Raw genomic sequence first — 19,560 nt, forward strand, 5'->3', positions numbered from 1 at the left:
ACCAGCGGCAGCCTGTCGCTGGATGCGCGCGATCTGGACCTGCCCGCGCTGAACCGCAATGCGCGGGTCTATGTGCTGCCCTGCATCGCGGGCCATGTCGGCGCCGACTGCGCGGCCGTCGCCCTGTCCGAAGAACCGAACAAGTCGAAGGACATGGTGCTGATCGTCGATGTCGGCACCAATGCGGAAATCCTGCTGGGCAATGAAACCCGCGTGCTGGCCTGCTCCAGCCCCACCGGCCCCGCCTTTGAAGGCGCGCAGATCTCCAGCGGCCAGCGCGCCGCACCGGGCGCCATCGAACGGGTAGAGATCGACCCCGCCACCAAGGAGCCGCGCTTCAAGGTGATCGGCTGCGATCTGTGGTCCACCGAGCCTGGCTTTGCCGAGGCCACGGCGCAGACCGGCATCACCGGCATCTGCGGCAGCGGCATCATCGAGGCGGTCGCCGAAATGCGGATGGCGGGTCTGGTCGATCCGGGCGGGTTGATCGGATCGGCCGAACAGACCGGCACCGCGCGCGCCCTGCCCTATGGCCGCACCCACAGCTACCTGCTGCATGATGCCAGCGCCACCGGCGGGCCGAAGATCATGGTCACGCAAGGCGACATCCGGGCGATCCAGTTGGCGAAATCGGCGCTTTATGCGGGCGCGCGGCTGCTGATGGATGAATTCGGCGTCGACAAGGTGGACCGGGTGACGCTTGCCGGGGCCTTCGGCGCCCATATCAGCCCGAAACACGCCATGGTGCTGGGGATGATCCCGGATGTGCCGCTGGACCGCGTGACCAGCGCGGGCAACGCCGCCGGGACCGGCGCGCGCATCGCGCTGCTGAACCGCGCCGCCCGCGACCAGATCGAGGCGACAGTGCATGACATCCACAAGGTCGAGACCGCCATCGAACCGCGCTTCCAGGAACACTTCGTCAACGCCAACGCCATTCCGCACGCGGTTGACCCGTTCCCGGAACTGGCCAAGGTCGTCACCCTGCCTGATGTCAGCTTCAATGCAGGCGGCGGCGGGGGTGGCGGTGAACGGCGCCGGCGGCGGGGCTGACGCGCAGGCTTGATCGGAAACCCGGCTTCGGCCAAGGTTCTGAAACATTGTATTTCAGACCGGAGTTTCCCATGCGCCTGTTTTCTGCCCTTCTGCTGGGGGCCGCCCTGACCCCCTCCCTGACCCTCGCCGAGGGCCGGTCGATCATCGTGCTTGATGCCTCGGGTTCGATGTGGGGCCAGATCGACGGGCGCGCCAAGCTGGAAATCGCCCGCGAGGCGCTGGCCAATGTGCTGGGCAGCATCCCGGCCGACACGGAAATCGGCCTGATGGCCTATGGCCACCGCAGCAAGGGCGACTGCAAGGACATCGAACTGGTGGTGCCGCCGGCCGCCGGAACCGGACCCGCGATCATCGACGCCGCCAACAAGATGAAATTCCTTGGGAAAACGCCACTGACCGAAGCGGTCCGGCAGGCCGCGGCCGATCTGAAATCGACCGAGGAAAAGGCGACGGTGATCCTGATCACCGACGGGATCGAAACCTGCGAGGCCGATCCTTGCGCCCTTGGGCGCGAGCTGGAGGCCAGCGGCGTGGATTTCACCGCGCATGTGGTGGGCTTCGGCCTGACCGATGACGAGGGCAAGGCCGTGGCCTGCCTGGCCGAGAATACCGGCGGCAAGTACATTCCTGCCTCGGACGCGGGCCAACTGGTCGAGGCGCTGAAGACCACGGTGGTTCTGGCCGAACCGGAACCGACCCCGCCCCCGGCGCCCGAACCCGCGAAACTTGACCGCAACATCGACCCGGTGGTCCTGCTGACCGAAGGCGGCCAGGAACCCGAGATCGTGCGCGATGCGATCTTCACCTTCTATCCGATGACGGACGAAGGCCCGTCCAAGGACTATACCGCCACCATCTACGGCACCACGACCGATTACCTGCCGCCGGGCCGCTACTTGATGAAGACCGAACTGCACGAAGCCAAGGCCGAACAGGAAGTGGACATCACCGATTCCGAACTGGCGAAGCCGGTGGTGATCCTTGATGCGGGCATCCTGAACATCAAGGTCGTGCCGACCGAAGGGGGCGAGCCCGACACGGACGGCTTCTTCCAGGTGCGCGGCCCCGACGACATCGGCGCAAGCGGCTTTGGTCAGGCGGTGCGTGTTTTCCCGGCGGGCGAATATGCCCTGCATACCGAACTTGGCGCCGCGAAGGGCGACCAGTCCATCGTGATCGAGGCCGGCAAGACGCTGGACAAGACGGTGGTGATGGGGATCGGCGTGGCCGGGATCGAGGCCTATTACACCGATACCATGCGGGTTGAAGGCGGCGATCATTTCATCGAGATCTTCGAGGCGAAGAAGGATCTCGACGGCAACCGCAAGCAGGTGGACTATGATTACGGCGCGGGCCACACCTTCGACCTGCCGCCCGGCGACTATGTAGCGCAGGTCTCGCTGGGCGGGACCAAGGTGGAACAGCCCTTCACCGTCAAGACCGGCGAACGGATCGACCTCAAGGTCGTTCTGAACGCCGGGGTCGCGGCCTTCACCACGCCCTCGGACGAATTCATCGAGGTGCAACTGCCCACCAAGGACATCAACGGGAATACCACCCAGATCGTCTATGGCTATGGCCCCGAATGGCAGACCACCCTGCCCGCCGGCGATTACATCGCCCATGTCGAGAAGGACGGCGCCAAGTCCGACACGCCCTTCACCGTCAAGGCCGGCGAACGGCTGGAGCTGACGCTTTCGGCCAAGGCGCCCTGAGCGCCGGCCTGAACGCTACCAGCATGATCGCACCCGAGGCCGCTTGACCTCGGGCGCGGCTTCGCTTACCTCGGCAGGCGTGCGGGTGTAGCTCAATGGTAGAGCAGAAGCTTCCCAAGCTTACGACGAGGGTTCGATTCCCTTCACCCGCTCCACTCCCCGGAAGGCCCTGACGATGCGCCCTGCCCTTGCCGCCGCTTCGGCGATCCTGTTGGTCTGCGCGGCCCCGCTGCGGGCCGAGAACTACCTGTTCGAGGGGAAATGGGATTGCGAGGTGGGCACCTTCACCTTCACCGACTCGACCTATGATCCGGGCGGCGAGGTGATGGATATCCTGGATGTGGCGCGCGATGGCAGCACCTTCGTGCTGACCTTTGCCGACGATTACCAGTTGGGCCTGAGCATGAACCCCGATGGCACCATGGAATGGTTCTCGGCGGTATCAGGCGACAGTTTCACCTGCCGGCCGCTGCCCTGATCCGGCTTTCCTTCGGGCGGGCTTTTGGCTAGGCAAGCCGGGCACCCTTGCACGAACAGGAGAGACAGATGAGCAGCGAGATCACCCGTTACGGTGTTGGCCCCCGCATGTCCGAGGCCGTGGCCTACAACGGGATCGTGTGGCTGGCCGGCCAGGTGGGCAACCCCGGCGACAGCGTGGCCGACCAGACCCGTCAATGCCTGGCCGAAGTTGACCGGATTCTGGCCGCCGCCGGCACCGACAAGACCCGCATCCTGTCGGCCCAGATCTGGCTGGCCGACATGTCCACCTTTGCCGACATGAACGCCGTCTGGGACGCCTGGGTTCCGCAGGGCCACACCCCCGCCCGCGCCACCGGCGAGGCGAAGCTGGCGACGCCCGACTACAAGGTCGAGGTGATCGTGACCGCCGCGCTGCGCTGATCGCAGACTGTCACCCCCGGCCATCGCCGGGGGTGACGAAATCCCCACCCTGTCAGCCTATTGCGCGCTGCCGGGGGCGCCTGTAGGCTTCCCTTACGTCATTTTTTTCTGTGCGTTCTTTCAAGACCAATTCCTTCCCGCCCCAGGCGGGACAACCCGAGGTTTGATATGTCCGAGACTTCTCCGCTGTTCATGCGAAGTGTGCTTGTCGGGGTGCTGGTGCTGGCCGGTTCTGCCGGGGCGCAGGCGCTGACCGTGACCCGGTGCAATGTGATGAAGGATGGCGTCTTCCGGCCCGCGCTGATCGTTGACCAGGGCGGCCAGAAGACCGTGTTCCACATCGGCGAGGACGGGCTGACCCGCAGCACGATTTTCGACGCCGGCAAGGCGGTCGCCTGGGCCGAGGCCAAGTTCGGGGCCGAGGCCGGGTCGGCCACGGTGTACAAGCTGTGCGCCGGGCTGGTGGGCGGCGAAGGCCGGTCCTGGACGCCGAAGGTGGATGATGGCGATGACGGCGGCAATCCGGGCAGCTTTGGCTGACTTTGGCAGGCGGTCCTGAATGGGGGCCGCCATGGCATCGGGGCCGAAGGTTCTGCTGGCCAATGAAATGGGCGGCGGGCGCGGCCATGTCTCGGGCCTGCGCCAGATGGCGCGGGCGCTGGGGCCGGGCGTGGCGCGGCTGGCCACCCTGCCCTCGCTGCACTTCGCCCCCGAGCTTGAGGCGGAAGGCGTGCCGGTGCTGCGGGCGCCGCCGCTGTGGCTGACGGCAGCGATGCGGGCGGACAAGCAGCTTTACGGCAATACCACCTTCGCCTGCTATCTGGCCGCCTGCGGGCTGGCCGATCCGCATCTCGTGCGGCGCGGGCTGATGTTCTGGCGCGATCTGATCGTGGCCGAGGATGTCTCGGTGCTGATCGCGGATTACGCCCCGCTGGCGCTGCGCGCCGCGCGCGGCCTGCAAGAGGAAGGCTGGCAGATCCGCATCCTGTCCTCGGGCACCGGCTTCGGCGCGCCACCGCCCGACCTGCCGGAATTTCCGCCGCTGGTGCCCGATCCGGGCCGGCTGGTTCACCCTGAACGCGATACGCTGGCGGTGGTGAACGCCGTCTCGGCCGAGCTGGGGCTGGAGCCGCTGCCCGCCCTGCCTGCGCTTTTCCGTGCCGACAGGGTGCTGGCCGCCACCTTCGATTTTCTGGACCCCTACGCCGCGCAGCGCCCCGCCGGCCAGTTGGTGCCGCCGCTGGTGGACCGGGCCGAAGATCTGGCGGCGGGGGATGAGGTGTTCTTCTACTTCTCGCGCACCGAGGCGGACCAGCCCGCGCTTTGCGAGTCGATCTGCGCCCTGCCCCTGCCGCGCCGGGCCTTCCTGCCGCGCGCCTCGGACGCGACGCGGGCCCGGCTGGCGGCGGCGGGCGTGACGGTGGAAAGCGGGCCGGTGTCCGCCACGGCACTGGCGGCGCGGTCGCGGCTGGTGGTCCATTCGGCCCCTCATGGCACGCTGTGCATGGCCGCGCTGGCGGGTCTGCCGCAGGTCGGGCTGCCATCGCATCGCGAACAGGTGATGCACGGCCGCAGCGCCGCAGCGGCGGGCGTGGTGCGCCTGATCGAAGCCGAAACCCCGGCGACGCCGGACATCCTGACGGCGATCATCACCGCCTATGAGGATGCCGCCCTGCGCCGCCGCGCCCGCGATCTGGCCGCCGCGCTGCGGGCCGGGTTTCCCGCCGATCCGCTGGCCGATCTGGCCGCCCGGCTGACGCCCGAGATCGAGATCGCCCGCGGGTTCGAGACAGGCTAGCCTTTCAGGAAGGCCACCAGTTGCGCGGTGGAACCGTCCTTGCCCTCGGTCCCCGCCGTGCCTTCCAGCACGGGTTGCAGCGCCAGCGCCAGTTCTTTGCCAAGCTCCACCCCCCATTGGTCGTAGGAGTTGATGCCAAGGATCACGCCCTCGACAAAGACGCGGTGTTCGTAAAGCGCGATGATCTGGCCCAGCACAAAGGGCGTCAGCCGGTCATAGGCCAGCGTGGTTGACGGCCGGTTGCCCGGGAAAACCCGGTGGCGGGCCTGCCGCTCAAGCTCGGCCCCGGTCAGGCCCTTCTTCGCCATGATCGCCCGCGCCTCGTCCAGACTGCGGCCGCGCAGCAGGGCTTCGGACTGGGCCAGACAATTGGCAACCAGCAGGGTGTGCTGGTGGGCAAGGTCCGGCTCATGGCCCTGCCGGGCCACAAGGAATTCGCAGGGCACCACGCGCGTGCCCTGATGGATCAACTGGTAAAAGGCGTGCTGGCCGTTGGTGCCGGGCTCGCCCCAGACCACCGGGCCGGAATTGGTGGGCAGGTCGCTGCCATCAATGGCCACCCGCTTGCCGTTCGATTCCATCTCAAGCTGCTGCAGATAGGCCGGCAGCCGCGACAGGCGCTGGTCATAGGGCAGCACGGCGCGGGTCGCATGGCCACAGATCTGGTTGTGCCACAGGCCGACCAGCGCCAGCAGGACCGGCATGTTCCGCGCCAGCGGGGCGGTCTGGAAATGGCGGTCCATGGCGCGGCCACCGGCCAGGAACTCCTCGAACCGCTCGGGTCCGATGGCGATCATCAGCGACAGGCCGATCGGTCCCCAGACCGAATAGCGCCCGCCAACCCAATCCTCGAACCCGAACACCCGGTCGGCGGCAATGCCATAGGCCGCCGTCTTGTCGCCCGCGGTCGAGACGGCGGCGAACTGCGCGCCCGGATCGGCCACCCGCGCCGCCATCCAGCGTTTGGTGGTGTCAGCATTGGTCATCGTCTCGATGGTGGTAAAGGTCTTGGACGCGACGATCACCAGCGTCGTTTCGGGGTTCAGCCCGCGCAGCGTGTCCTGCACATGCGCGCCATCGACGTTTGACACATAATGCAGGCGCGGCCCGTCATGGAACGGCGCCAGCGCCAGCGTGGCCATCGCGGGGCCAAGGTCCGATCCGCCGATCCCGATGTTCACCACATCGGTGATGCGCCCGCCCTGCCCCGTAAAGGCGCCCGACCGCACGGCGCGGGCGAAGTCTGCCATGCGCGTCTTGACCGTCCGCACGCCCGGCATGACATCCTGCCCGTCCACGCGGATTACCGCCGCCTCATCGGCTCGCAAGGCGGTGTGCAGCACCGCGCGGCCTTCGGTATCGTTGATCTTCTCACCCGCGAACATGGCGGCGCGTTTCGCCTCAACCCCCGACACCTCGGCCAGCATGATCAGCAGGGCGCGCGCCTCGGCGTCGATACTGGTCTTCGACCAGTCGAACAGCATCCCGTCGGCCGCCACGGAAAAGCCCGCCGCGCGCGCCGGATCTGCCGCGAACAGCGCCAGGATCGGGCGATCCGCGATGCGGGCCTGATGATCGCGCAGCGCGCTCCACTTGTCGGTCATGGTGTCGTTACTCCGCCCAATGCACATCCGCCTGATCCAGCACAACGCGGATCGGCGCAAGGTCCGGCGACAGGCTGGCCGCCTTTTCGATGGCCGCGCGCTTGTCCGCGCCGGTGATCAGCACATGGATATTGATCGCCGCCTTCAGCACCGGCGCTGTCAGGGTCACGCGCGGCTCTCCGGCCGCATCGGCCCGCATCGGCAGGATCGGCGGCGCGTTTGCCGCCAGCGCCTCGCCCAGCCGGTCGGCGCCGGGGAACAGGCTGGCCGTGTGCATGTCGGCCCCCATCCCCAGCAACAGGACCGAGACCGGCAGATGCGGGGCAAGCCCCTCTTCCAGCGCGGCCAGCGCGTCTTCCGGGGTGGCGGCGCCGGGCTGATACAGCGGGATCAGCCGCGCGGCGGCGGCGGGGCCGCGAAACAGCCGGTCGCGCAGCAGACGGGTGTTGGACCGCGGGCTGTCCTCGGGCACCCAGCGTTCATCGTTCAGCACGACCGAGACCTTCGCCCAGTCCAGATCGACCCCCGACAGGATGTCGAACACCGGCCCCGGCGTGGTTCCGCCCGGCACCGACAGCGTGGCCCGACCGTCGCGACGCAGGTAATCGGCCAGTTGCCCGGCGATCTTGTCGGCCAGCCGCAGGTGCATCATCTCGCGGTCGGGATAGTCGTGCCAGTGCATCAGCGGATCTCCCGCCAGCGGCGGCCGTCGCGGTGCATCAGCATCAGCGCATCCTCCGGACCTGACGAGCCGGGATCATAGGCCTGCGGCGCGTCGCCCCGGGCTTCCCAGCCCTGGATGATCGGGTCGGTCCAGGCCCAGGCGGCCTCAACCTCGTCGCCGCGCATGAAAAGGGTCTGGTTGCCACGGATCACATCCATGATCAGCCGTTCATAGGCATCGGGCGCGTCGGCCAGTTCGGCCCCAAGCGCATCGGCAAAGGACATGTCCAGCGGCACCTGCATCAAGCGCATCCCGCCCGGCCCCGGTTCCTTGATCATCACCATCAGGTTCATGCCCTCATCCGGCTGCAACCGGATCACCAGCACGTTTTCGCGCCAGCCGCTGTGATCGTCAAAGATCGAATGCGGAGGTTCCTTGAAGGTGATCGCAATCTCGCTGGCCCGCGCCCGCAGCCGCTTGCCGGTGCGCAGATAGAAGGGCGTGCCCTTCCAGCGCCAGTTCGAGATATGGACGCGCAGCGCGATATAGCTTTCGGTCTTCGACTCCGGGTTTTCGGCATGTTCCCGATAGCCACCCTCACCCAGCCCCGGCAGGTATTGGCCGCGCACGATGTCCTCGGGGCGAACCGGGTCCAGCGCGCGGATCACCTTCAGCTTCTCGTCGCGCACCGCGTCGGGGTCAAAGTGGTAGGGCGGCTCCATCGCGATCAGACACAGAAGCTGCATCATGTGGTTCTGCACCATGTCCCGCATGGCACCCGAGGTGTCGTAATAGGCGCCCCGGCCTTCCACGCCCACGGTTTCGGCCACGGTGATCTGCACATGATCAACGTATTCGGCCTTCCACAACGGCTCGAAGAGGATATTGGCAAAGCGTACCGCCATCAGGTTCTGCACGGTTTCCTTGCCCAGGTAATGGTCGATCCGGTAGATCTGCCCTTCCTCGAAATGGCAGGCCAGCGTGGCGTTCAGCGCCTTTGCCGTGGCCAGATCGCGCCCGAACGGCTTTTCCACCACGATGCGCGACTCGGGGCCCGCAATGCCGTGCAGTTTCAACCGCTCGGCCAGATCGCCGAACAGCGCCGGCGCGACCGAGAAGTAGAAGGCATGGACCAGACCCGGACGCAGCTTTTCCTTCAGCGTGGCCCAGCCACCTTCGCCCTTGGCGTCGATCGGGATATACTCAAGGTGTTTCAGGAAATCCGCCACCACCGCCGGGTCGCGCAGTTTGGCCGGCACATATTCGGCGATGGCCTCGGCGATGCTGTCGCGGAAGGCCTGATCGGTCAGGTCGGCACGGGCGGCGCCGATGATGCGCGCCTCGGGCGGGATCTGGCCGGCCAGAAAGCGGCGGAACAGGCCGGGCAGGATCTTGCGATGGGCCAGATCGCCGGTGGCCCCGAAGACCACCAGTTCGAAAGCCTCGACCGGAATGACGCGGGCGACCATGGGTGCTCCTGGATCGTGTTAGCGCTAACTTGACGGTTCTAGCCGGAAGGGCTGCGCCTGTCTAGCACTCCGGTCGCCATGATCAAACCGCTTTGGAGACCGGCGCCCGGCACGGCGGCAAACCGCTGAACAGGGCGCGGTTCGGCAAATTCGGACGGCGCGAAACGGCATCCGCAACCGTCCATATAAGGAATACCCTAAACACAGATTAATAATTTCCTAATCACGCCAAATCCGCCAAGCAATCGAAATAATTTGCCAATATGCCACAGAATTGCAAGTTCGCCTGAAATCTTGCCTCGGGCGACATTGACTCTCCGCCCCAATATCTTTTCTGACCCTTGACAGGATACGTCTTCACCCACCCCCGCCCGCTTCTGCCGGTGTGTTAACGAGGAGCCTTCTGATGGCCGTCAATAGCAGTACGAACCCCGGCACCAACGCCAACCAGACGATCACGTCTTCCTCCAGCGCAGATACCCTGACCGGCGGCGGCGGCAATGACACCATTTCGGGCGCCGCGGGCAACGATGTGCTCTATGGCGACAGCCCGGCCGCCGGACAATGGAGCTATTCGGTCTATGACCGCACCTTCAGCGGGGCGAACGGACAGGCGCCGCAGATCACCTCCGGCACCCTGCGCGGTCAGGGCTATGTCACGGATCTGGGTGTGGAAAACCTTGCCAACATCGCGCGCGGCGCAACCGGCAACCCCGATCAGTTCGGCGTTGTCCTGACCAGCACGATGACCGTCACGGCGGGGGGAACCTATCGGTTCAGAACCACCTCTGACGACGGGTCACGCATCGTAATCCGCGATTCGAATGGCAATGTGCTGAACTTCGCCAACGAAACGGGCGGCACCCTGCCCTACATGAACAACGACTTTCTTCAGGGCTCCACCACCCGGTACGGCGATGTGACCCTGGTCGCGGGACAAACCTACACGATTGAGGTGTATTATTGGGAAAGAGACGGCGCGAGCGTACTTTCCGCCGAATACCGGCTGCCGGGCACAAACACCTTCCTCAATCTTGCCGGCAGCCCGCTGATTGGCGTCCCGCCGCTGACGTCCGGCCATGTCGACGGAAATGACAGCCTGCTGGGCGGCAGCGGTAATGACACGATCTATGGCAATGGCGGCAACGATACGCTGTCCGGCGATGCCAACAACGACCAGATTTATGGCGGCGATGGCAATGACAGCCTGTCCGGTGGAACGGGCACCGATTCCCTGTTTGGTGACGCGGGCAACGACATTCTCGACGGCGACGCGGGCGACGATGTGCTTGACGGCGGGGTCGGCAATGACACGCTCAGGGGCGGCGCGGACAACGACAGCCTCAGCGGCGGCACCGGCAACGATGTGCTGGATGGCGGCGACGGCAACGACACCCTGAATGGGGGCGCCGACAACGACAGTCTCAACGGCGGCACCGGCAACGATCTGCTCGACGGCGGCACCGGCAATGACACCCTCATTGGTGGCGGCGGGATTGATACGCTGACCGGCGGCGCGGGCAATGATCGCTTCATCATCTCGGGCGGGGCTGGCGACACGATCACCATCACCGATTTCGGCTCGGGCGAGACGGCCCCCGCCAATGGCAGCACCCTTGACAACGATTTCGTCGATCTGACCACCTGGTACAACGACGGCACGCTTGCCGCCTATAACGCGGCCAACGGCACCAATTTCGTCCTGCCGGTGCAGGCCTTGCGCCACGATGCCGCCGACGGCAAGCTGGACTTCATCCGCCTGTCCGGTGGCCCCACGGTCAACATCACGGTCACCGGCACCGGCGCCATGGATGGCGAACACACCGGCGTCACCTGTTTCACCGAAGGGTCGCTTGTCATGACCGACCGCGGCCAGCTCCGGGTCGAGGATCTGCGCCCCGGCGACCAGGTTCTGACCCGCGATGCAGGCTATGAACCCATCGTCTGGGTCGGGCGCCGCAGTCTGGCGGCCTCGGAACTGGCCCGCCAACCCGCGTTGCGGCCGGTGCGCATCGCGGCCGGCGCCCTGGGCCCGGACAGCCCCAGCCGCGACATGCGCGTTTCCCCGCAGCACCGCCTGCTGGTGGCGGGACCGCGCGTCGAACTTCTGGTCGGCGAACCCGAGGTGCTGGTTCCCGCCCTGATGCTGGTCGGACAACCCGGTATCACGCGCGAAGTCGAAGGCCCGGTCACCTACATCCATTTCATGTGTGCCGAGCATCAGGTCGTCATGGTTGACGGGTGCTGGAGCGAGACCTTCCAGCCGGGCGTGCACTCGGTTGCCGACCTGGCCAGAGACCAACGCGAAGAACTGCTGCGGGTCTTCCCCGAACTGGCCGAGGGCGACCCCGCCCAACGCTACCCCGCCGCCCGCGCAACGCTGAAACGACACGAGGTCGGCGCCCTGTTCGGCACCTGACACCCCTGCAAAAACCCGGCACAGCCGGACCCAGGGCGCGGAACCACGGTTCTGCGCCTTTTCCATTTGCACGGTAAGGAAGAAGATCTGGCGCACCCGACAGGATTCGAACCTGTGACCTCTGCCTTCGGAGGGCAGCACTCTATCCAGCTGAGCTACGGGTGCGCGGCTAACGCGTCTATAACGGCAGTCCGGGGGTGCCGCAACGCCAAAACGCTGCGTCCCCGCAGGGATAGGCCGCGCCGCGCGGCGCCGCTGCGTCCGTCAGGCCCTTGCAAGAATTGCGCCCACTTCGGTGTTGCACACCGCCGATGATCACGGTTTCATGATCAGGCGTGATCAAACGGGAACCTGCCATGCCCCCTTTCCTGCGTTTCTGCCAGTTCGGCGTGCTGCTCTGTGTCGTGTCGGCTTGCAACGGGGGCTCGGACAGCAACACCACGTCACCGACCCGGCCCGAGATCACGCCGGGCGGATCGGGAACGCTGGGGTCGTGGTACATCCGCGACTTCACCCCTTGGGAAAGTTTTGCCGCATCGCTGCGGCAATCCGCGCGCTACCGGCTGCAGAACAGCAGTTGGTCCTTCGGATCAGGCTCGCCCCAGTATCAAAGCGCGCCCCTGACGGCGGCCCATATCGAATACGCCCATGCCGTTGGCCTGACCGGCCTTGGCGCGGTGATCGCGATTTCGGACGCCGGCTTCCGCATCAACCACGAAGCCTTTGCCAACCGGGTGGATCAGGTCACCGGGTCGGTCCTGCCCGATGATCACGGCACCATGGTCGCCTCGATTGCCGCCGGGGATTCCCCGACCATGATCGGGGTCGCCCCCAAGGCCACGCTGATTCTGGGCAGCTATGATTCGTCCGTCACCCTGACGCAAACCGCCATCGCCGCCCGCGCCGCCGGAGCCGTCGCCCTGAACAACTCCTGGGGCTATACGCTCGCGGCCGCCACCCCGACCGGCTTCAATGACATCTTCCAGGACAGCGATGGCGCGGCCTATCTGGATGCCCTCAAGGCCTATGCGGCCGAAGGCGTGGTGGTCTTCGCCCTGTCGAACGACCACGCGCTGACCGAATCCGATCTGATGCCCGCCCTGCCGCTTCTGGTGCCGGAACTGGAATCGGGCTGGCTGGCGGTGGGCAATGCCACCGCCGAATTCAACACCGATCATGTCACCGCAGCCACCCGGATCTCGGCCGCCTGCCTTGAGGCCGCCGCCTGGTGCCTGGTGGCCGATGGCACCTGGACCGCCGCCTCGGCCTACGACCCCACCACGGGCTTCTCCTCGACCACCTCCTACGATTTCGGCACCGGGTCTTCCTTTGCCGCGCCGCAGGTTTCCGGCGCGCTGGCCCTGCTGGCCGAAGCCTTCCCCGACCTGACCCCGCACCAACTGCGGCTGCGGCTGCTGGCTTCGGCCGACAACAGCTTTGCCGGCTTCACCGCCGACGGCAGCATCGAACTGGCCCCCGGTTTCTGGCACGATTACAGCACCGAATTCGGGCATGGGTTCCTGAACTTGAAATCGGCCCTGATGCCGATCGGCACACCCACGGTCGCGATGGCCGAAGGCGCCGTCCCGGTTGAACAGGCGACCGTTCACACCGGGGCCAGCCTTGGCGATGCGGTCAGCCGCGGGCTGGGCGCCTATAGCCTGGCCGTGGCCGACAGCTTTGCCGGGCAATTCGCCCTGCCCGCCCCCGCCCTTGCCGCCGAAGCCGCGCCTGAGCCGCTGTAAACCCGCGCGGCCCGCATCGGCGCCGCCGGAATTGCCAGTTCCGGGGCCGAGATTGGCGGCAGCATCGCCGGCTTCGACGGCTTCTCCGGCGCCGATCTGGCCATGATCTCGCCCGAAACCGGCATGGCCCTGCACCTGCTGGCCCCGCAGGCCGGGTCCGAAAGCCTGGGCCTGTCGCTGGTCCGCCGCTTTGGCGATGACACGGCCGCGCTGGACCTGGGCCTGAAACTGGCCCGCGATGGCGGTGAGGTCTTCGGTCTGGGCAGCGGCGCCAACGGCAGCGGCACCACGGCGGCGGCCCTGACGGTCGGGCTGCGTGGCAGCCTGGGCGGCGACGGCTTCGTTCAGATGGGCGCCGAATTCGGCCTTGCCAATGCCGATGGCAGCGGCGCGCTCAACGATGTCGGGCAGATGTCCTTCAACAGCTTCGGGGCCGAGGTCGGCCAGCACAATGTGTTTTCCAGCGGCGACCGGCTGACCGTCGGTATCTCGGCCCCCATCGCGGTCACCGCCGGCACCGCGCGCACCGAAATCGCGCTGCGCCGCCCGGGCGATGGCAAGGCCCGGATGGCCGCGATTGCGGTGCCGCTGGCCCCCGAGGCACGCGAGATCGACTTCCGCATCAGCTATGACCTGCCGATTTCGGACAGCACCGCGCTGCGGCTGGACCTGATCCATGCCAATGATTTCGGCAACCGGCAGGATGAAACCGACAGCGCCGCCGCCCTGACCCTGCGCATCACCTTCTAGGCCGCGGGGTCAGCCGAACAGCTCGTGGCACAGCTCCAGCGCCGAGACCAGCGCATCGACCTCGGCCTTGGTGTTGTACAGCGCGAACGAGGCGCGGCAGGTGGCCGTCACGCCCATATGCGTCATCAGCGGCATGGCGCAATGGGTGCCGGCCCGCACCGCGATGCCGCGCTTGTCCAGCACGGTGGAAATGTCATGGGCATGGGCCGCACCTTGCAGCGTGAAGCTGAAGATCGCGCCCTTGTCGGCCGAATTTCCTTGCACGGTCAGCCAGTTCAGCCCCGAAAGCCGGTCGCGCGCATAGTCGCGCAACGACCGTTCATGCGCGGCGATCGCCTCCACCCCCAGACCCATCATGTAGTCCAGCGCCACGCCCAGCCCGATCTGCTGCACGATGCCCGGTGTGCCCGCCTCGAACTTCATCGGCGGGTCGGCCCAAGTGACAGTCTCGCGGCTGACCTCACGGATCATGTCGCCACCGCCCAGGAAGGGGCGCATCTCCTCCATCCTCTCACGACGAATGAAGATCGCACCGGAACCGCTTGGTCCGTATAGCTTATGCCCGGTGATGGCATAGAAATCGCAGCCCATGGCCGCCACATCCACCGGCATATGCACCGCGCCCTGACTGCCATCAACCAGCACCGGCACGCCTTTTTCGCGCGCCGCCCGGCAGATGGTGCCGACATCAACCACCGTGCCCAGCACGTTTGACATCTGCGTGATCGCCACCAGCCGCGTTTTCGGGCCGATGGCGTCAATCACCGCCTGCGGATCAAGGTCGCCGTTGGCGTCGCACTCCACCCATTTCAGCACCACCCCCTGCCGTTCGCGCAGGAAATGCCAAGGCACGATATTGGCGTGATGTTCCAGGATCGACAGCACGATCTCGTCGCCGGGCTGCAAGCGCGGCGCGGCCCAGGCGTAAGAGATCAGGTTGATCCCCTCGGTCGTGCCGGTGGTGAAAACGATCTCGTCTTCGGTGGGCGCATTCAGAAAGCGGCGGACGATGCCGCGCACCGCTTCATACTTTTCAGTCGCCAGATTCGAAAGGTAATGCAAGCCACGGTGAACATTGGCGTATTCCATCGAATAGGCCTGCGTTACCGCGTCGATCACCGCCTGCGGCTTCTGCGCGCTGGCCCCGTTGTCCAGATAGACCAGCGGCTTGCCGTTCACCTGCCGCGACAGGATCGGGAAATCGCGGCGGACCGTTTCGATGTCATACATTGCTCAAGGCCTCCGGCCCCAGAACCAGCGACAGGATGATCGACATCACCAGAACCACCGCGATCGTCGCCAGAACAATTCCCCCGAACACCTTGAGCGGGCTGGAAAATCCGTGCAAGGCGGCAACAAAGTTGGTCAGCAGCCAGAAAAACAGGCCAAAGGACACCAGGCTAAGGATCACCGCCACGGGCGGCAGCACCAGCAGCGCCACAAGCTGAAGCAGTTGCAGCGCGATCAGGATCGCCTGCAACCAGACAACCACCATCATCGCGCCTGCCGCCGTGCCGGTGCCCCCGAACGACCCGCCGATCACATGGATCAGCCAGGACACCGTGACCAGCGCCACGATCTGCACCAGCGCGGTTTTCAGCGGCGATCCGAAGATCGCATCCATCGGCGTCGGCCCGGTCGGCGGCGACAGCATCAGCCCCAGATGCACCAGCAGGGCCGAAGCCACCGCCATCAGCCCCAGCGCCGTCCAGCGCGCACCCGCGGGCAGGTCCAGCCGTAGCACGTCCCGCATCCCGGCCTGCGGATCGCGCAGGGTTTGCACCATACGGTCCAGTATCTCCTGCATCATGCCCGGTGTGCCTCGCGCATCAGCGTCAGCCAAAGGCCAAGGAAGGCCAGCGCCACCACCACGCCGGTCGCCGTCAGCGCCGGCCCCGCGCCGATGAAGCCCGAGACCAGCCCCTGGAACAGCATCCAGGGCGCGGTCGCCAGCAGCGCCCAGAACAGCGCCAGCCGCGACGCCAGCGGCGTTCCCGTGCCGCCCAGGGCCCGCGCCACCAGATGCGCCAGCCCGGCCAGCGCGTAAAAGATCAGCGGCGCCATGAACAGCAGCGCGAACATATTGATCCCGATCAGCGCCTGCAGGCCCGGCACCTGATCGGGCGGCGTGCCCGCCGCTTCGGCGGTCTGCCGGGCAAAATGCGCCTCGCGCGCCAGCCGCGGCCATTGCGCGACAAAGATCAGCAGGCAGGCCGCAAGAAGATAGGCCAGCGCCTGCCCCTCGCCCCGGCTGCGGTCAAGGATCTGGCGAAACACCTTCCGGGGCCGCGCCCAGGTGGCCAGAATGTCGGTCGAAACCGCCATCAGCGCTCGTGCCGGTGCAACCAGCCCTCCAGACGCCCCCGTATGTCTTCGGCGATGGCCTCGTCCTCGATCTCCTGGATCGCTTCCGACAGGAAGGCCAGCACCAGCAGCGATTGCGCCACCCGCTTCGGCACCCCGCGCGATTGCAGGTAGAATAGCGCCGTGTCGTCAATGGCGCCGCTGGTTGACCCGTGGCTGCATTTCACATCGTCGGCGTAGATTTCCAGCTCGGGCTTGGCCAGGAACTGGCTGTCGTCATCCAGCAGCAGGCTTTGGCTGATCTGGTAGCCATCGGTTTTCTGCGCCTTGGCATGTACCAGGATCTTGCCCTGAAACACCCCCGTCGCCCCGTTCTTCAGCACCTTCTTGAACACCTGCCGGCTTTCGCAGCGTTCGGCGGCATGGGTGATGAAGACGGTATCATCATGCAGGAAATCGCCGCCATCGCCCATCGAGGCCCCGGCGACATGCGCCATGCTGTCCGGTCCGGTCAGCTCGATCACCACCTCGTTGCGGGTCAACCGGCCGTTCGCGGTCAGGGTAAAGCTCTTGAACAGCGCATTGGCCGCCAGCCGGGCAAAGACATGCGTCGCCGCGCGGCGTTCCAGATCAGGCCCCTGGGTGCGGATATGGTGGAACCGGCCGCCATCGGCCACCTCAACCTCCATCACCTTGCAGAACCGCGCCGCCGCCGGGCCGCTTTCCAGAACGGTCAGCTCGGCGCCGGATTCGATCCTGATGCAATGGTGAAGGATGGCATCCGAAGTCTCTGATTGATGGACATAAATCAGCGATACAGGCTTCTTCGCCCGTGCCGTGGCGCGGATCACCACGCCTTCGGTCGCATAGGCGGTGCCCAGGGCGGCCAGCGGCCGCTCCACCGGCGTCTGCCCCCGCGCCTCAAGCACGCCATACAGATCGCGCGCCCAGTGGCCCGGGCGGGCGGCCGCTTCGGCCAGCCGCTCGATCTCAACCCCCGCCAGCCGCGGGTCGTCCGAGGCCTTGGCATCGAACACCCCGTCCACGAAGACCAGCCGCACCTGATCAATCCCGGCGAACCCCGGCTCGTCTTCCTCTGCCCCCCGCGCCGTGGCCGGCAGCGGATCGGCCGAGGTCAGGCTGGACGGGTCCGTATAGCGCCAGTATTCATCGCGCTTCACCGGCAGGCCCATCGCCGCCAGCCGTGCCTTGGCGCCGTCCCGTGCCGTGGCCAGCCAGCCCTCGCCAGCCGTCGTCAGCCCATCGGTGCGGGCCGCCAGCGCGGCGCGCTTCGCTTCCGCCAGGGCCATCACTTCACCTCGGCCAGCAGGTCGGCATAGCCGTTGTGCTCAACCTCAAGCGCCAGCTCCGGCCCGCCCGAACGGATGATCCGGCCCGCCGCCATGATATGAACGACATCAGGTTTGATATGGTCCAGAAGCCGTTGATAATGCGTGATGACCAGGAATGACCGCTTGCCGTCGCGCAGCGCGTTCACCCCGTCCGACACCAGCTTCATCGCATCCACGTCCAGGCCCGAGTCGGTCTCGTCCAGGATGCACATCTTCGGCTCCAGCATCGCCATCTGGAGAATTTCGTTGCGCTTCTTCTCGCCGCCCGAAAAGCCCACGTTCACCGGGCGCTTCAGCATGTCGGCGTCGATCTTCAGCCGCTTGGCCTTTTCGCGCACCAGCTTGAGGAAATCGCCCGCGCTCAGCTCTTCTTCCCCGCGCGCCTTGCGCTGCGCATTGGCCGCCGTCCGCAGGAAGGTCATGTTGCCCACGCCCGGAATTTCCACCGGATATTGCAGCGCCAGGAACAGCCCCGCCGCCGCGCGCTCTTCCGGTTCCATCTCCAGCAGGCTTTCGTCATCCAGCGTGGCGCTGCCATCGGTCACGACATAGCCGTCGCGGCCCGCCAGCACATAGGACAGCGTCGATTTGCCAGACCCGTTCGGCCCCATGATCGCATGTACCTCACCCGGGCCGATCTTGAGATCGACCCCGCGCAGGATCACCTTGTCCTCTTCTTCAAGTTTGACGTGCAGGTTCTTGATTTCCAGCATTTTCTTATCCTACAGGCAGGCAATTCAAATGGGGCGGTTCAGCGCGGATCGGCGAACCAGCCGATGACTTCGGTCAACAGGTCCGGCGGAATCGGACCGGGCTCCACCTCGAACCGGGCCATCCGGCCAACGGTTTCCACGCGGCGGGCCAGCTTCTCGACCCCGTGGTAGAAGGGGCGGTTCAGGTAATCATCAAACAGCACCGTCACCGGGCGGGAAATGCGCAGCATCGTCGCGGCCAGACAGGCCGCCCGGAACCGCCCGTCGATCAGCACCAGATCGGGATGCCGCAGATCGGGCCGGTCCCAGACCGACAGCGCATAGCGGTGATAGCGCGCGGCGCCCTCGGTCGATCTGGGGCGCCCCCAGTCGCCGGTCGGGCCAATGTCAACCGGGTGCAGGCTGGCCACCAGCCCCTCGCGCTCCAGACAGGCCGCCAACCGCGCAGCCCAGTCGGCATCGCTTTCCACCGCCACCACCGGCTTGCCCAGTTGGGCCGCCAGCACGGTTGATCCGCCGCTGCCATATTCCAGGATCGCGGTCGCCGCGCTGTAGCTTTGGAACACGAACAGGGCTTCCTCGGGCGGAAAGGTCAGGACAAACTCCTCCGCCCCCCCGGACGGCGGCAGATGCCCCGCGTCCGGCATCCCTGCCCCTATCATGCCCTGACTAGCCAACGCTGCCCTCAAGACTGATCGCCACCAGGCTCTGCGCCTCCATGGCGAATTCCATCGGCAGCGCCTGCAACACTTCCTTGCAGAAGCCGTTGACGATCAGCGCCACCGCCGCCTCCTCGTCGATCCCGCGCGACCGGCAGTAGAACAGTTGATCCTCATCCACCTTCGAGGTGGTGGCCTCATGTTCGGCGCGGCTCGAATTGTTGCGCACCTCGATATAGGGCACGGTATGCGCCCCGCATTTGTTGCCGATCAGCAGGCTGTCGCATTGGGTATAGTTGCGGCTGTTGGTGGCGCGCGGGTGCATACTGACCAGACCGCGATAGGTGTTCTGCGCCCGCCCGGCGCTGATGCCTTTCGACACGATCCGGCTCTTGGTGTTCTTGCCAAGGTG

19 protein-coding genes and 2 tRNA genes are annotated in these 19,560 nt (G+C 66.3%); 10 read left to right on the forward strand and 11 right to left on the reverse strand.

The annotated features are described in order from the left end of the window. From C5F44_RS16645 to C5F44_RS16675, 7 genes are all read left to right on the forward strand, one after another. Positions 1 to 1,053 (forward strand): ASKHA domain-containing protein (locus C5F44_RS16645; RefSeq protein WP_146161975.1); only part of this gene is annotated, 1,053 nt, incomplete at its 5' end. A 71-nt stretch (positions 1,054 to 1,124) separates the two neighbouring features. After that, a complete protein-coding gene (locus C5F44_RS16650; protein ID WP_107674675.1) occupies positions 1,125 to 2,771 on the forward strand; it encodes a vWA domain-containing protein in 1,647 nt (548 codons plus the stop codon). An 81-nt stretch (positions 2,772 to 2,852) separates the two neighbouring features. After that, a tRNA-Gly gene (locus C5F44_RS16655) sits at positions 2,853 to 2,926 on the forward strand. Positions 2,927 to 2,946: 20 nt separating this feature from the next. Then, positions 2,947 to 3,249, forward strand: coding sequence for a hypothetical protein (locus tag C5F44_RS16660; protein ID WP_107674676.1), 303 nt, complete (start codon positions 2,947 to 2,949; stop codon positions 3,247 to 3,249). 68 nt (positions 3,250 to 3,317) lie between these two features. Next, positions 3,318 to 3,671 carry a RidA family protein gene (locus C5F44_RS16665; RefSeq protein WP_107674677.1) on the forward strand — a complete coding sequence of 118 codons (354 nt, stop codon included), beginning with the start codon at positions 3,318 to 3,320 and terminating at the stop codon, positions 3,669 to 3,671. 168 nt (positions 3,672 to 3,839) lie between these two features. Further along, entirely contained in the window at positions 3,840 to 4,211 is a 372-nt protein-coding gene (locus C5F44_RS16670; RefSeq protein WP_107674678.1) for a hypothetical protein, read from the forward strand. A gap of 31 nt (positions 4,212 to 4,242) precedes the next feature. Then, positions 4,243 to 5,469 carry a hypothetical protein gene (locus C5F44_RS16675; protein ID WP_146161976.1) on the forward strand — a complete coding sequence of 409 codons (1,227 nt, stop codon included), beginning with the start codon at positions 4,243 to 4,245 and terminating at the stop codon, positions 5,467 to 5,469. On the opposite strand, the gene pgi is transcribed toward C5F44_RS16675, so the two are convergent. Genes pgi through zwf form a run of 3 tightly spaced genes read right to left on the reverse strand, consistent with a single transcriptional unit; the run spans position 5,466 to position 9,206 of the window. Beyond that, the gene (pgi, locus tag C5F44_RS16680) at positions 5,466 to 7,073 is read right to left on the reverse strand and encodes a glucose-6-phosphate isomerase (protein ID WP_107674680.1); all 1,608 of its coding nucleotides are present in this window, start codon (positions 7,071 to 7,073) and stop codon (positions 5,466 to 5,468) included. The genes C5F44_RS16675 and pgi overlap by 4 nt on opposite strands. A gap of 7 nt (positions 7,074 to 7,080) precedes the next feature. Further along, positions 7,081 to 7,755 carry a 6-phosphogluconolactonase gene (pgl, locus tag C5F44_RS16685; RefSeq protein WP_107674681.1) on the reverse strand — a complete coding sequence of 225 codons (675 nt, stop codon included), beginning with the start codon at positions 7,753 to 7,755 and terminating at the stop codon, positions 7,081 to 7,083. Further along, on the reverse strand, positions 7,755 to 9,206 hold the full coding sequence (gene zwf / locus C5F44_RS16690) for a glucose-6-phosphate dehydrogenase (RefSeq protein ID WP_107674682.1): 1,452 nt from the start codon (positions 9,204 to 9,206) through the stop codon (positions 7,755 to 7,757). Before zwf ends, pgl begins: the two co-directional genes overlap by 1 nt. 406 nt (positions 9,207 to 9,612) lie before the next feature. Here zwf and C5F44_RS18275 point away from each other — a divergent pair, with 406 nt between their 5' ends. Next, positions 9,613 to 11,625 (forward strand): Hint domain-containing protein, encoded by a 2,013-nt coding sequence (locus C5F44_RS18275; protein ID WP_107674683.1) that lies wholly within the window; start codon positions 9,613 to 9,615, stop codon positions 11,623 to 11,625. Between the two features lie 88 nt (positions 11,626 to 11,713). On the opposite strand, the gene C5F44_RS16700 is transcribed toward C5F44_RS18275, so the two are convergent. Next, a tRNA-Arg gene (locus C5F44_RS16700) sits at positions 11,714 to 11,790 on the reverse strand. A 191-nt stretch (positions 11,791 to 11,981) separates the two neighbouring features. On the opposite strand from C5F44_RS16700, the gene C5F44_RS16705 reads away from it, so the two are divergent. Next, the gene (locus tag C5F44_RS16705; RefSeq protein WP_107674684.1) at positions 11,982 to 13,370 is read left to right on the forward strand and encodes a S8 family peptidase; all 1,389 of its coding nucleotides are present in this window, start codon (positions 11,982 to 11,984) and stop codon (positions 13,368 to 13,370) included. Positions 13,371 to 13,472: 102 nt separating this feature from the next. Further along, a complete protein-coding gene (locus C5F44_RS16710) occupies positions 13,473 to 14,120 on the forward strand; it encodes a hypothetical protein (protein ID WP_107674685.1) in 648 nt (215 codons plus the stop codon). 9 nt (positions 14,121 to 14,129) lie between these two features. On the opposite strand, the gene C5F44_RS16715 is transcribed toward C5F44_RS16710, so the two are convergent. The 7 genes from C5F44_RS16715 to C5F44_RS16745 all read right to left on the reverse strand — a co-directional run. Further along, complete coding sequence (locus C5F44_RS16715) at positions 14,130 to 15,350, reverse strand: cysteine desulfurase (RefSeq protein ID WP_107674686.1); 1,221 nt, start codon at positions 15,348 to 15,350, stop codon at positions 14,130 to 14,132. Then, the gene (locus C5F44_RS16720; protein ID WP_107674687.1) at positions 15,343 to 15,930 is read right to left on the reverse strand and encodes a YIP1 family protein; all 588 of its coding nucleotides are present in this window, start codon (positions 15,928 to 15,930) and stop codon (positions 15,343 to 15,345) included. The genes C5F44_RS16715 and C5F44_RS16720 overlap by 8 nt, the downstream gene beginning before the upstream one ends. Next, the gene (locus C5F44_RS16725; protein WP_107674688.1) at positions 15,927 to 16,445 is read right to left on the reverse strand and encodes a YIP1 family protein; all 519 of its coding nucleotides are present in this window, start codon (positions 16,443 to 16,445) and stop codon (positions 15,927 to 15,929) included. The genes C5F44_RS16720 and C5F44_RS16725 overlap by 4 nt, the downstream gene beginning before the upstream one ends. Continuing rightward, complete coding sequence (locus C5F44_RS16730; protein ID WP_107674689.1) at positions 16,445 to 17,734, reverse strand: SufB/SufD family protein; 1,290 nt, start codon at positions 17,732 to 17,734, stop codon at positions 16,445 to 16,447. Before C5F44_RS16730 ends, C5F44_RS16725 begins: the two co-directional genes overlap by 1 nt. Then, positions 17,734 to 18,489 carry a Fe-S cluster assembly ATPase SufC gene (sufC, locus tag C5F44_RS16735; RefSeq protein ID WP_107674691.1) on the reverse strand — a complete coding sequence of 252 codons (756 nt, stop codon included), beginning with the start codon at positions 18,487 to 18,489 and terminating at the stop codon, positions 17,734 to 17,736. Before sufC ends, C5F44_RS16730 begins: the two co-directional genes overlap by 1 nt. Before the next feature lie 38 nt (positions 18,490 to 18,527). Next, complete coding sequence (locus C5F44_RS16740) at positions 18,528 to 19,136, reverse strand: hypothetical protein (RefSeq protein WP_107674693.1); 609 nt, start codon at positions 19,134 to 19,136, stop codon at positions 18,528 to 18,530. Positions 19,137 to 19,158: 22 nt separating this feature from the next. Then, positions 19,159 to 19,560: SufD family Fe-S cluster assembly protein (locus C5F44_RS16745; protein WP_181318315.1), on the reverse strand; the 402-nt coding region annotated here is incomplete at its 5' end.

This window comes from Fuscovulum blasticum DSM 2131, assembly GCF_003034965.1.
GTDB classification, from domain to species: domain Bacteria; phylum Pseudomonadota; class Alphaproteobacteria; order Rhodobacterales; family Rhodobacteraceae; genus Pseudogemmobacter; species Pseudogemmobacter blasticus.